At 67.5% G+C, this 12,676-nt stretch carries 14 protein-coding genes; 9 read left to right on the forward strand and 5 right to left on the reverse strand.

What is annotated here, in order from left to right:
* The 4 genes from C5F44_RS15765 to C5F44_RS15780 all read left to right on the forward strand — a co-directional run.
* Window positions 1-408, forward strand: a 408-nt coding sequence (locus tag C5F44_RS15765; protein ID WP_107674506.1) for a CvpA family protein, incomplete at its 5' end; no start/stop codon positions are given.
* A 103-nt stretch (window positions 409-511) separates the two neighbouring features.
* The gene (gene purF, locus C5F44_RS15770; RefSeq protein ID WP_107674507.1) at window positions 512-1,984 is read left to right on the forward strand and encodes an amidophosphoribosyltransferase; all 1,473 of its coding nucleotides are present in this window, start codon (window positions 512-514) and stop codon (window positions 1,982-1,984) included.
* On the forward strand, window positions 1,981-2,340 hold the full coding sequence (locus C5F44_RS15775; protein WP_107674508.1) for an iron chaperone: 360 nt from the start codon (window positions 1,981-1,983) through the stop codon (window positions 2,338-2,340). Before purF ends, C5F44_RS15775 begins: the two co-directional genes overlap by 4 nt.
* 93 nt (window positions 2,341-2,433) lie before the next feature.
* On the forward strand, window positions 2,434-3,096 hold the full coding sequence (locus tag C5F44_RS15780; protein ID WP_107674509.1) for an SDR family NAD(P)-dependent oxidoreductase: 663 nt from the start codon (window positions 2,434-2,436) through the stop codon (window positions 3,094-3,096).
* Here C5F44_RS15780 and tspO read toward each other — a convergent pair.
* The 3 genes from tspO to C5F44_RS15795 all read right to left on the reverse strand — a co-directional run bounded on the left by tspO (window position 3,088) and on the right by C5F44_RS15795 (window position 6,164).
* Complete coding sequence (tspO, locus tag C5F44_RS15785) at window positions 3,088-3,549, reverse strand: tryptophan-rich sensory protein TspO (protein WP_107674536.1); 462 nt, start codon at window positions 3,547-3,549, stop codon at window positions 3,088-3,090. The genes C5F44_RS15780 and tspO overlap by 9 nt on opposite strands.
* A gap of 69 nt (window positions 3,550-3,618) precedes the next feature.
* The gene (gene crtB, locus C5F44_RS15790; protein WP_107674510.1) at window positions 3,619-4,632 is read right to left on the reverse strand and encodes a 15-cis-phytoene synthase; all 1,014 of its coding nucleotides are present in this window, start codon (window positions 4,630-4,632) and stop codon (window positions 3,619-3,621) included.
* Entirely contained in the window at window positions 4,629-6,164 is a 1,536-nt protein-coding gene (locus tag C5F44_RS15795) for a phytoene desaturase (RefSeq protein WP_107674511.1), read from the reverse strand. Before C5F44_RS15795 ends, crtB begins: the two co-directional genes overlap by 4 nt.
* Window positions 6,165-6,343: 179 nt before the next feature.
* Here C5F44_RS15795 and crtA point away from each other — a divergent pair, with 179 nt between their 5' ends.
* From crtA to bchO, 5 genes are read left to right on the forward strand one after another with little or no spacing between them, the layout of a single operon-like run.
* Window positions 6,344-7,060: a spheroidene monooxygenase gene (crtA, locus tag C5F44_RS15800; RefSeq protein ID WP_107674512.1), complete on the forward strand. Its 717-nt coding sequence runs from the start codon at window positions 6,344-6,346 to the stop codon at window positions 7,058-7,060.
* A 23-nt stretch (window positions 7,061-7,083) separates the two neighbouring features.
* Window positions 7,084-8,088: a magnesium chelatase ATPase subunit I gene (gene bchI / locus C5F44_RS15805; protein ID WP_107674513.1), complete on the forward strand. Its 1,005-nt coding sequence runs from the start codon at window positions 7,084-7,086 to the stop codon at window positions 8,086-8,088.
* Window positions 8,085-9,764: a magnesium chelatase subunit D gene (locus C5F44_RS15810; RefSeq protein ID WP_107674514.1), complete on the forward strand. Its 1,680-nt coding sequence runs from the start codon at window positions 8,085-8,087 to the stop codon at window positions 9,762-9,764. The genes bchI and C5F44_RS15810 overlap by 4 nt, the downstream gene beginning before the upstream one ends.
* 27 nt (window positions 9,765-9,791) lie before the next feature.
* Window positions 9,792-9,962 (forward strand): hypothetical protein, encoded by a 171-nt coding sequence (locus tag C5F44_RS18050; RefSeq protein WP_181318300.1) that lies wholly within the window; start codon window positions 9,792-9,794, stop codon window positions 9,960-9,962.
* Between the two features lie 18 nt (window positions 9,963-9,980).
* Window positions 9,981-10,862, forward strand: a complete 882-nt coding sequence (gene bchO, locus C5F44_RS15815; RefSeq protein WP_107674515.1) for an alpha/beta fold hydrolase BchO — start codon at window positions 9,981-9,983, stop codon at window positions 10,860-10,862.
* A 62-nt stretch (window positions 10,863-10,924) separates the two neighbouring features.
* On the opposite strand, the gene idi is transcribed toward bchO, so the two are convergent.
* Complete coding sequence (idi, locus tag C5F44_RS15820) at window positions 10,925-11,461, reverse strand: isopentenyl-diphosphate Delta-isomerase (RefSeq protein ID WP_107674537.1); 537 nt, start codon at window positions 11,459-11,461, stop codon at window positions 10,925-10,927.
* Between the two features lie 20 nt (window positions 11,462-11,481).
* The gene (locus C5F44_RS15825; RefSeq protein WP_107674516.1) at window positions 11,482-12,675 is read right to left on the reverse strand and encodes a geranylgeranyl diphosphate reductase; all 1,194 of its coding nucleotides are present in this window, start codon (window positions 12,673-12,675) and stop codon (window positions 11,482-11,484) included.
* Window position 12,676: the final 1 nt, after the last annotated feature.

Below are 12,676 nucleotides of genomic sequence, written 5' to 3' on the forward strand. Positions count from 1 at the left end.
GACAGTTGCGAATTGTCGGTGGTGGCGGCCTTTGCCGGCGTCTTCGCGCTGGGGCTGATCGTGGCGGCGCTGTTCACACCGCTTTTTTCGTCGGTGATCCAGCGCACCGCACTTGGCGGCATCGACCAGGCGCTTGGCTTCCTGTTCGGCGTGCTGCGCGGTGTGCTTCTGGTGGCGGTGGCCTTCATCGTCTATGACCGCGCGCTGGCCAACCAGTCGATCCCGGCGATCGACAATTCCCGCACCGCCAAGGTGTTCGCCAACTTCCAGTCCTCGATCGACGCCTCGATTCCGACCGATGCACCGGGCTGGATCGTGGCGCGCTACAACGATCTGACCACCGTCTGCACGCCGAACGGCACGCCGGCGGCCCCTGCTGCACCTGACTCTGCCCCCGCAACACCGTAACCGCGCACAGAGGCTGCGCCGCAACGCGGCGCGCCGCAGGTGGACAGCCGGGTTTGCAACGACTAGATGAAGCCCAATCCCGTTCCCGGATTCGGAGGCCCTGATGCGCCCGTTCCTTTCCCACCCTTTCGACCCGCTTCAAGACGGGGACAAGCTGAAGGAGGAGTGCGGGATCTACGGCGTCATCGGTCTGGCCAACGCCTCCAACTTCGTGGCGCTTGGCCTGCACGCCCTGCAGCACCGCGGGCAGGAAGCCGGCGGCATCGTCTCGTATGACCCGGAAGGCGGCTTCAACTCGGCCCGGCGCTTCGGCTATGTGCGCGACAACTTCACCAAGCCCGATGTGATGGACACCCTGCCCGGCCCGCTGGCCATCGGGCATGTGCGCTATTCCACCGCCGGCTCGAAAGGCGCCACCGCGATCCGCGACGTGCAGCCCTTCTTCGGCGAATTCGCCATCGGCGGCTGCGCGATTGCCCATAACGGCAACCTCACCAACGCCGCCGCCCTGCGCAAGCAACTGATCGAGCGCGGCTCGATCTTCCAGTCCTCGTCCGACAGCGAATGTATCATCCACCTGATGGCGCGGTCGATCCAGAAGACGCTGGCCGAACGCATCAAGGATGCGCTGCGCGCCGTGGAAGGCGCCTTCTCGGTCATCGCCATGACCCGGACCAAGCTGATCGGCGTGCGCGATCCCTTGGGGGTGCGCCCGCTGGTGATCGGGCGGTTCGGCGAAGGCTGGGTGCTGTCGTCGGAAACCTGCGCGCTGGACATCATCGGTGCCGAATACATCCGCGACGTGGAACCCGGCGAGATGGTGGTGATCGAGAACGGCACGCTGTCGTCATCGCGCCCCTTCGCGCCGGCGCCGTCACGCTTCTGCATCTTCGAACAGGTCTATTTCTCGCGCCCCGATTCGATCATCGGCGGCCGCTCGGTTTATGAAACGCGCCGGCAGATCGGCGTGGAGCTGGCCCGCGAAGCGCCGGTCGAGGCCGATCTTGTCTGCCCGGTGCCCGATTCCGGCACGCCCGCGGCCATCGGCTATGCCCATGAAAGCGGCATCCCCTACGGCATGGGCATCATCCGCAACCAGTACATGGGCCGAACCTTCATCGAACCCACCGACCAGATCCGCAACATGGGGGTGCGGCTCAAGCTGAACGTGAACCGGGCGCTCATTCGCGGCAAGCGGGTGATCCTGGTGGACGATTCGGTCGTGCGCGGCACCACCAGCCGCAAGATCAAGGACATGATCCTTGATGCCGGCGCGGCCGAGGTCCACTTCCGCATCGCCAGCCCCCCCACGGCCTGGCCGTGCTTCTATGGTGTCGATACGCCTGAACGGTCAAAACTCCTTGCCGCCACCATGAGCGAGGACGAGATGCGCGACTGGATCGGGGTGGACAGCCTGAAGTTCATCTCGCTCGACGGCCTCTACCGCGCCGCGGGTGAGGCGGCGGGCCGCGACCCCAAGGCGCCGCGCTTCTGCGATGCCTGCTTCTCGGGCGACTATCCGGTCGCCCCGGCTGACAAGCTGGCCGAGGGCTTCCAGATGAAGGCGGCCGAGTGAGCGAGGCTGTCGAAGCCTACCTTGCCGCCCTGCCCGCCGACCAGCAGACGGCGCTGCGCGAACTGCGCGCAACCCTTGCGCGCTTGCTGCCGGATCATCTGGAAGTGATGTCCTACGCCATGCCCGGCTTTCGCCAGCCGGGGCCCAAGGGCCGCATGGTCGCCGGCTACGCAGCCTTCGCCCGCCACCTGGGTCTTTACCCCCATTCCGGCAACGTCATCCCGCAGATCGACTGCCACCCGTTCAAGACCTCGAAATCGGGCGTGCTCTTCACCCCCGGCAGCCCTTTGCCCGAGGCTCTGGTCGAAACCATCCTCCGCACCCGTCAGGACGAAATCGCGGCCAAGGGTCGCTGAGCCTTCGCCTTGCCCTTTCATCTGTCCTCAAATATCCCGCAGGGGTCCGGGGGCTGCGCAAGACCCTGGCCGACGCAAGGAACCAGAACCGCCATGACCCAGAAGATCGCCCTCATCACCGGAGCCTCGCGTGGCCTTGGCTTCTCGCTGGCGGAACAGCTTGCCCTGCGGGGATGGCATGTGGTGGCGGTGGCCCGCACCGTGGGCGGGCTTGAGGCGCTGGATGACAAGGTGAAATCCGCCGGCCTGCCCGGTGCGGGCGGAGTGACGCTGGCCCCGATGGACGTGACCGACGACGGTGCGATGCGCCATCTGTGCCGGTCAATCCATGAGCGCTGGGGCGGGTTGCAGTTCTGGGCCCATACCGCCATCCGCGCCGATGCGCTGACACCGGCGCCCTCGGTCGACATGGCCGATCTGGACAAGTCCATCGCCGTCAACCTGCGCGCCGCCGCCGCCCTGATCCCGATGGTCGAACCGCTGCTGCGGGCCGGTCAGGGCCAGGCGCTGTTCCTGGATGACCCGATGCCCGGCACCGCCTATGCCGGCGCCTATGGCATCACCAAGGCAGGCCAGATTGCCCTTGTCCGGGCCTGGGCCGCCGAGACCCGCAAGATTGGCCCCAGGGTCAGCCTGCTGACCCCGGCGCCGATGCCCACTGCGGTGCGGGCCCGCTTCTATCCCGGCGAGGATCGCAGCGTTCTGGCCGAACCGGCGGACGAAGCCCGCCGGCTTCTGGACCAGCTCTCAGCCTGAGACCTGCGGATTCAGCCGCACGACCGAGATGTTCAGCGCCGCTGCGGCGCTGACCCAGGCCACATAGGGCAGGAACATCAGCCCGGCCCAGACATCCAGCCCGAAGGCCGAGATCGTCAGCAGCACAACCGAAACCCAAAGCCCCGCCATCGGCACCAGGGCCGCCTTGATCTTCTTCAACCCGAAGAACACCGGCGACCACAGGGTATTGAAAGCGATCTGCGCCGACCACAGCGCCAGCGCCTGCGCATTGCCTTCGATCGCCGACAACCGGGTCGCGGCAATCGCGCTCAGCAGGTAAAGCGTGGTCCAGGCTGTGGGGAACACCCAGCGAGGCGGTGTCCAGTCGGGCTTTTTCAGCCCGTCATACCATTCGCCGGGCTTGAACATCGCCCCGGTGCCTGCAGCCGCGGCGGTTGCAAGCAGGTATGTGAAGAAAATCGACAGGTTCATCATGGCCCTCCTAAGCGCGACTCGCGCAAGGCAGCACCCGCCCGGAAGTCAGGTCGCGGTCATCGCCCCTCAGGCAGAGGCGCGGCGATTGCGGTCCCGGGCTTCAAGCTGTGCCAGAACCGACAGTAGCGCATCGCTGCGCCCGCGCACCACCCCGCCCCTTGCCGCAGCGTTCACAAGGAAGGCAACTTCCGGCTCGGGGGCCGCGTGAATGATCGCAGGCTGCGGCATCACGCTGGTCAGCGCCGCCCGCAGCCCCGCCTCGCCCAGCCAAGCCAGCTTCTGCAGTTTCGAGGTATGGGCGCGGCGGGTCAGGCTGTCGAACCCGTTGCGCGCCACGGCGCCGCCGATCCCGTCATAAATCAGCCGCGCCGCCCAGATTCCAGGCCGACAGGCAACCGGCAAGGCCCCGATTCCCGACTCCGACCGCCAGTAAAGCCGCCGCGCCTGCGCCAGCAGCCGCCGCACCACCCGGCGCAGACCGGGCGTCGGTTCACGCAAGGCGAAAAGCGCGTCGGGCGTGATCCCCTCTTCGGCCAGCCAGTCCAGCGGCAGATAGACCCGGCCCGCGCGGGCATCTTCGCCCACATCGCGGGCGATGTTGCTCAGTTGCATGGCCAGACCCAGGTCGCAGGCCCGCGCCAGCGCATCCGCCTCGCGCACCCGCATCAGCACGCACATCATCACGCCGACCACCGCCGCAACCCGGGCAGAATAATCCAGCACCCCCGACAGGGTGTCGTAACGCCGCCCCGTGGCATCCCAGGCCATGCCTTCCAGCAGGGCGTCGGGCAGTTCCCGCGGCATCTCGAACTCTTCCACCACGGCGGCGAAGGCACGGTCCGGCGCGGCGTCGAAGGGGTGGCCGGCATAGATCCGGTCCAGCCGGTCACGCAGGTGCAGGACGGCTTCGGTCTTGTCGGCGCCTTCGTCCACCGCGTCATCGCTCAGCCGGCAGAAGGCATAGAGCGCCAGCGCCGGATCGCAGACCCGGCGCGGCAGCAACCGCGAGGCCGAATGGAACGACAGCGATCCGGTGCGGATCGCGGCCCGGCAGGCCAGAAGATCCGCCTCGGCGATCATTCCGCCGCCATCCGGTAGGCCCGCGCCCGCAGGTGCGGCGCATCGGGAATCAGTTGCGCCGTCACCTCGGCCGAGCCGATCACCCCCGGCACCCCCGCCCCAGGATGGGTGCCCGCACCCACCATGTAAAGGCCGGGCAGCTCTTCGGAAATGTTGTGCGGCCGGAACCAGGCCGATTGCAGGATGCGCGGTTCCAGCGAGAACCCGGCGCCATAGGGCGACAGGTAGCGGTCGCGGAAGGTTTCCGGCGTGAAGACAAGGCTTTCGGTGATCTTGCTGCGGAAGCCGGGGATCAGCCGTTCCTCCAGCACCGCGGCGACCTTTTCCTTGTAACGGTCGGCCTCGGCCGCCCAGTCCACCGGGTTCTTCGCAAGATTCGGCACGGGCGACAGCACATAGAACGTATCATCCCCGCGCGGCGCGACCGACGGGTCGGTCACACTGGGACGATGGACATAAAGGCTCATGTCGTCGGCCAGCTTGCCGTTTTCGAAGATGTCCTTGATATGGGCCTGATAGCGCGGCCCGACCACGATGGTGTGGTGCCCCACGTCGCGCCATTGGGTCGAGGTGCCCTTGGTGCCGAAGTACCAGACGAACAGCCCCATCGACCAGCGTTTGGCCGCCAGACGCTCCGGCGTCCAGCGCCATTTGAAACGGTTGCGCATCAGCCTGTCATAGGTATGGCCGGGGTCGGCGTTCGAAACCACCACCGCCGCGGGCAGCACGGTTCCATTGCCCAACCGAACGCCCGCGGCGCGGTTGTCCTGCGCCAGGATCTCGTCCACCTCCTGCCCCAGGAGGACAGTGCCCCCCTGCAGCTTGATGACCTTGACCATCGCATCCGCGATGGCCTGGATGCCGCCTTGTGCGTAATGCACGCCAAAGGCCTTTTCCAGATGGCTGACCAGCCCGTACATCGAGGTGACGTGGAACGGATCGCCGCCGATGAACAGCGGGTGGAACGACAGCGCAAAGCGCAGGTGACGGTCCAGCACACGCCGGGCAGCGTGGTCATGGATCGACCGATCTGCGCGCATCATGGCGAATTTCGGCAGCACCTTGATCAGATCCCACAGCTTGTGCTGCGGGCGGCGGCCAAGGCCTTCATAGCCAAAGGAATAGCGTTCTTCCGCATCCTTCAGGAACTGCTCGTATCCCTTGAGGTCCGATTTGCGGATTCGCTCGACCTCGGCCTTCATGGCGGCCGGATCACCGCGCATGGTGAAGGTCTCGCCATCATGGAAGCGGATTTCGTAGTAAGGGTCCATCGCGACCAGTTTCACATCCTGGTCGAAATCGCGGCCGCAGACGGCCCACAGATCGCGCAACCCCTGCGGGACGGTCACGATGGTGGGGCCAAGATCGAACCTGTGCCCGCCCTTGGTGATGGACGACCCGCGCCCGCCGGCACGGTCCAGCTTGTCGACCACGGTCACCTGATACCCCTTGGCCCCCAGCCGCATGGCTGCGGCAAGCCCCCCAAGGCCTGCACCGATGACCACGGCGGCCGTCGGATCGGGTTTCGGCATGGAAACAGGGGCAGCAGGGCTGGCGGGGGGGATGGAGGATGCTTGGGTCATGGCTTTCATGATAGACTGTCAATCCAAATTGACAATATGTCGCCTTGGCGCAGTGATATATGTCATTTTCTCTTCCGTCCCACTGCATTAATTGTCACACATAGTTGACACTCAAGGGACCGCGCCCGATGCCCGTCGCCAGCCTCAGCCTGTTCCGCTTTGACGGAACGCTTGACCGCCTCTGGGTGGTCACGCAGATGGTGTCGGCCCGGCTGACCTTGCGGAACGAATCTGCGCTGCGCTTCTGGAAACTTTGCGGATCTGGCACCGGCGAAGGGTTCACCCCCCGGCCCAACTGGGGTGTCTGGGCCATCATGGCCACCTGGGACGATCTGGAAACCGCCCGCGCCCGCACGGCGCAAAGCCCTGTCTGGCAACGCTGGCGGGCCCATGCCGATGAATCCGCCACGGTTTTTCTGGCCCCGGTTTCCTCACGCGGGACATGGGGCGGTGTGAACCCGTTTCCCGCCGGGCCAGACAGTGGCACCGGCCCGCTGGTCGCGCTGACCCGCGCCAGCATCAAGCCCGGCAATGCCCGCCGTTTCTGGGCGCGCGAGCCAGAAATCTCGGCCCGGATCGGCGCCGATCCGAACGTGATCTTCAAGATCGGCATTGGCGAACTGCCCTTGCTGCATCAGGTTACCTTCTCGGTCTGGCCCGATGCGGCCACCATGGCCGCCTTTGCACACGGCAACACGCCGCACGGATTGGCCATCAAGTCCGTGCGCGAGGAGAACTGGTTCTCCGAAGAACTTTACGCCCGCTTCCGCCTGCTTGGCGCCGAAGGCCGGTGGGAGGGGCGCGCCCTTTCCGACCGGCTTGGCACCGCCACGGTGGCAGCCTGAACCGCCTGAAAGGACACCGGGACATGCGTCAGCCTTTCCCCTTCTCGGCCATCGTCGGCCAGGACGCCATGAAAACCGCCATGGTGCTGACCGCCATCGACCCCGGCATCGGGGGCGTGCTGGTCTTCGGTGACCGCGGCACCGGCAAATCCACCGCTGTTCGCGCCCTTGCCGCCCTGCTGCCGCCGATCGAGGCGGTCGAAGGCTGCCCGGTGAACTCGGCCCGGCGCGAGCTGTGCCCCGACTGGGCGTTGATCACATCCGACCGCATCATCACCAAGCCTACCCCCGTGGTCGACCTGCCGCTTGGCGTGACCGAAGACCGCGTTGTCGGCGCGCTGGACATCGAACGCGCCCTGACCCGGGGCGAAAAGGCCTTTGAGCCGGGCCTTCTGGCCCGCGCCAACCGTGGCTACCTTTACATCGACGAAGTGAACCTGCTGGAAGACCACATCGTCGATCTGCTGCTGGACGTGGCGCAGTCGGGCGAGAACGTGGTCGAACGCGAAGGCTTGTCGATCCGCCACCCGGCGCGGTTCGTGCTGGTCGGCTCAGGCAACCCGGAAGAGGGCGAACTGCGGCCGCAATTGCTGGACCGGTTCGGCCTGTCGGTCGAAGTCACCTCGCCGCGCGACATCGACACCCGGGTCGAGGTGATCAAGCGCCGCGACGCCTATGAGAACGATCACGAGACGTTCATGTCCTTGTGGCGCCCGATGGATGCGGGCCTGCGCAACCAGATTCTGGCCGCGCGCGAGGCGTTGCCGAAGCTGGACACCCCCAACACCACCCTGCACGATTGCGCGGCCCTGTGCATCGCGCTTGGGTCTGACGGGCTGCGCGGGGAACTGACGCTGCTGCGCGCCGCACGCGCCCTGGCCGCCTTTGAAGGCGCCCCCGCCGTGGCCCGCAGCCACCTGCGCGCGGTTGCCCCCATGGCCCTGTCGCACCGCCTGCGCCGCGACCCGCTGGATGAAGCCGGATCGGGCGCCCGCGTCGCGCGATCCCTGACCGAGGTGTTGCCCTGATCCCGCCCCTCCATCGGGCGGAAATCGCCCTGTCGCTTCTGGCCATCGACCCCGCCGGGTTGAAGGGGCTGTGGCTGCGCGCCCGTGCCGGTGCCCTGCGCGACCGGGTGACCGACGGTCTGGCCGCCCTGCCCCTGCCGCTGCGCCGGCTGCATCCCAACGTGGCCGACGATGCGCTTTATGGCGGGCTGGACCTGTCCTCCACCCTGGCCGCCGGCCGCCCGGTGATGACGCGCGGCCTGCTGGCCGACCCAACGGCGCTGGTGCTGACCATGGCCGAGCGCACTCCGCCCGGCCTGGCCGCGCGTCTGGCCACTGCGCTGGATGCCCCCGCGCATTGCCTGATCGCGCTGGACGAATCAGCCGACCCTGATGAAACCCTGCCCACGGCCCTGACCGACAGGCTCGGTCTGTTCCTGTCGCTTGATGGAATCATCTGGTCCGAGACCGAACCGCTGCGGCTGGACGCGGACGCCTTGGCCACCGCGCGGGACAGGCTGGCTCTGGTCCGGGTGCCGCCGGATGCGGCGGGCCTTCTGACCCGCGCCGCCGCCGAACTGGGCATCGTCTCGCTGCGGGCACCACTTCTGGCCATCGCCGCCGCCCGCGCCCATGCCGCGCTGATGGGCCGATCCGTGGTGACCGAAGACGACCTGCGCGTCGCCGCCGACCTGACCTATGCCCACCGCGCGCTGCCTGCCCCCGAATCGTCGCAGGATCAGGACCAACCTCCACCGCCACCGCCGCCCGAGGATCAGCCCGATCAGGGCCCCTCCGACAATCAGCAGGACGACACCGCGATCCCCGAGGAAGTGCTGGTCGAAGCCGTGCGCGCCGCCCTGCCGGCCGACCTGCTGGAACATCTGGCCGCCGGCCGTGCCGCCCGCGCCGCCAAGGGTGCCTCTGGCACCGGGGATGAGCGGCAGGGCAACCGCCGTGGCCGCCCGCTGCCATCGCGCCCCGGCCGTCTGGTGCCGGGCGCCCGGATCGACCTGGTGGCCACCCTGCGCGCCGCCGCCCCCTGGCAGCCGCTGCGCCGGCGCGAGGCAAACCGCCCCGAGGCGGTGCTGCTGGTGCGCGGCTCTGACCTGCGGCTCAAGCGGTTCAAGGAAATGTCCGACCGCGTGCTGATCTTCGCCGTCGATGCCTCCGGTTCGTCCGCCTTCGCCCGTCTGGCCGAAGCGAAGGGCGCGATCGAGCTTTTGCTGGGCCAGGCCTATTCGCGGCGTGACCATGTGGCGCTGCTGGCGTTCCGTGGGATGCAGGCAGAGCTGATCCTGCCGCCCACCCGCAGCCTTGTGCAGACCAAACGGCGGCTTTGCGCGCTGCCCGGCGGTGGCGGCACGCCGCTGGCCTCGGGGCTGACGCTGGCGATGGCCACCGCCGATCAGGCGCGCAAACGCGGGCTGACGCCGACCATCGCCGTGCTGACCGATGGGCGCGGCAATATCGCGCTGGACGGCACCGCCGACCGCCCCCGGGCCGAGGCGGATGCCCTGAAGGCCGCGCAGGCGATCCGGGCCACCGCAACGCCCACGCTGGTGATCGACACCGCCAACCGGCCGCAGCCCAGCCTGCAACACCTGTCGCGCGCGATGGACGGCACCTATCTGGCGTTGCCCCGCGCCGATGCACACCGGCTGTCGAACGTGCTGGAAGCCGCGCTTGGCGCGTAAGACCGCCATCCGAAAGGAGCGAAGACCATGAGAGACATCGACACCTGCCCGAACTGTGGCGGCTGGTTCTCGGTGCACGAAGTTGCGCCGCCTTCGGCACCGGCGCGCGGGCGGGACTCCCTTTCCTGCCCGCATTGCCGCTATACCTTTGCGCAAGACTGGAAAGACGGGTCCGCCGCGCAGCGCCCGTCGCGCTGATCTGCCGAAGGAAGCCGAGTGGAACCTGCCCGCCTGCCCCGCGACTGGCCCTATCGCGACCGTATTTCCCGCATTGCCTGCGCCCCGAATGACTGGGCGGTGCTGGACATTGGCACCGGGCCGGACGTGCTGCTGCTGCACGGAGCGGGCGGATCGGCCCACAGTTTCCGCAACCTGATTCCGCATCTGTCGGGCTATCGCGTGCTGGCGATAGATCATCCCGGCCAGGGCTGCACCCGTGCGGGCAACCGCGCCCGGCTGGGGATTGACGCCGTGGCCGAGGATTTGGCGCGTCTGATCGCCCAGCAGGGATGGCAACCGCAGGCGGTGATCGGCCATTCCGCAGGGGCGGCACTGGCGCTGCGGCTGGCCGAGAGCGTGCCGCTGCGCGCCGTGGTTGGCATCAATGCGGCCCTTGGCACCTTTGAAGGGGCGGCGGGCGTGCTGTTTCCGCTGTTCGCCCGCGTTCTGGCCGCCACGCCCTTCGTGCCCGACCTGTTTTCCCGCGTCTGGGGCAATGCGGCCGCCGTGAACCGGCTGATCGGATCTACGGGGTCGCATCTCGATGCCGCAGGATTGGCGCAGTACCTGTGGCTGGTGCAGAACCGGGGCCATGTCGATGGCACGCTGGCGATGATGGCCGCCTGGCGGCTGGAGCCGCTGCTGGCGCGGCTGCCCCGGATCGTCACGCCGGTGCAACTGATCGCCTCGTCCGGCGACCGCACGGTGCCTGCACGCATCTCTCGCGCGGCCGCGGGGCGGATGACCACGGCCAGTTATCAGGAACTGCCCCGGCTTGGCCATCTGGTGCATGAAGAGGCCGCGGACAAGGTGGCGGCGCTTTTGCTGCCCTGGCTTCAGGCCCGCCTGAACGACGCGGCAGAACCCGGAAGAACCTGATCTTCGCCGCAGACTTCGCTGATGTTCAGAAGACGCGCCCGGCATCCGCCGGCGCGCCCGTCTCAATCGCCCCGGACCGCGCCCGATCCGAAGATGCGGTCGATATGTTCGGTCAGGTAGATGCGGACCCAGGGCGTAAACCGCTCGGGGTTGCGCAGCACCTCGGCCGACAGGTCGTAGAGATCGACCCACCGCACTTCGGCCACCTCGTCGGGGTTCAGCTCGACCTTCAGGTCGGGCTTGGCTTCCGCCACGAAGATGTCAACCAGCTCATGCTCGATCAGCCCGTTGCCCACTTCGGCCCGGTATTCCACCCGGTCGGCGAAGGCGGGGAAAACGCCGGTGATACCCAGCTCTTCCCGCAGGCGGCGCACGGCGCAGGCAGCCGGCTCTTCATCCCAACGGGGGTGGGTGCAGCAGGTGTTGGCCCACAACAGCGGGGTATGATACTTGCCCGCCGCCCGACGCTGGATCAGCACACGCCGACCGTCCACCACGAACACCGAAACGGCCTTGTGACGCAGGCCCTTCTGGTGAACCTCCAGCTTGCCGACCGGGGTCAGCTTGCCATCCACCCAGGCGGGGATCTTTTCTTCCAGCGATGCCGCCGCTTCGGTCATCATGTCCATTCCGGCTTTACCAGCCCCATCAGATGCGCAAGGTTCTTGATGCCGATCTTGATGTGCGCCAAGGGCCGCGCCGAGACCAGCTTCTTGTTCATATAGGCTTCAAAGGTCAGCGTCTGCACGTCGCGATCATGGCAAAGGCTGACGAACCGCTCGCGCCGCTCGTCACTCTTGTAATAGGCGTCCTGCATCGACCGCAGGGCACGAAAGACGTTCTTGTGTTCGGCCATGAAGGTCTTGCGGGCCAACGCCAGATCGGCGGCGCGCCCGCTTTTCAGCACCGCCGCCGCGGCCTTGGCCGCAACCTGGCCGCCGACCATGGCGTAATAGATCCCCTCGCCCGAGGAGGGGGCCACCACGCCCGCCGCATCGCCCGCCAGCACCACGTCGCGGCCATTGTCCCAGCTATCCAGCGGTTTCAGCGGGATCGGGGCGCCTTCCTTGCGGATCGTCTCGCATTGCGCCAGCCCGGCCGAGGCGCGCAGCGCGGCGGTGGCCTCTTTCAGATCGAAACCGTCATGCCCGGTGCCCATCCCGACCGAGACGGTCTTGCCGTGCGGAAACACCCAGCCATAGAAATCGGGCGAGATGCGACCGTCATAGATCACGTCGCAGCGCGCGGGGTCATAGCCCGGCACAGCTTCGGGCGCGCGGATGATTTCGTGATAGGCGATGACATAAGGGATGGTATCGCCGCCTGGAACGTTCTCACGCGCCACCTGGCTGCGGGCACCGTCGGCACCGATCACAACCTTGGCCAAGGTGCGGCGTTCCTCGCCGCTGGCCTTGTCGCGCCAGACGACATGGGTGCCCTTGTCATCACGGTCGATCCGCACATAGGTGCCGGTCAGGCGGGTGGCGCCGCTGCTGGCGGCGCGGGCGCGCAGGAATTCATCGAACTGTTCGCGGTCGACCATGCCGACATAGCCGCCCTTGATGTGGATATCGACCTTGCGCCCGGTGGGTGAGACCATGCGGGCACAATTGACCTTGGCGACGATCTGTTCATCGGGAATGTCGAAGTCACGGATCAGCCGGGGCGGCACGGCACCGCCACAGGGCTTGATGCGGCCGGCCCGGTCCAGCAGGGCCACCTTGCGCCCGGCGCGGGCCAGGTCATTTGCGGCGGTGGCGCCGGCGGGGCCGCCCCCCACCACGAATACGTCGAAATCTGGCGTCTCGGTCATC

The sequence above is a fragment of the Fuscovulum blasticum DSM 2131 genome, from assembly GCF_003034965.1.
Taxonomy (GTDB): domain Bacteria; phylum Pseudomonadota; class Alphaproteobacteria; order Rhodobacterales; family Rhodobacteraceae; genus Pseudogemmobacter; species Pseudogemmobacter blasticus.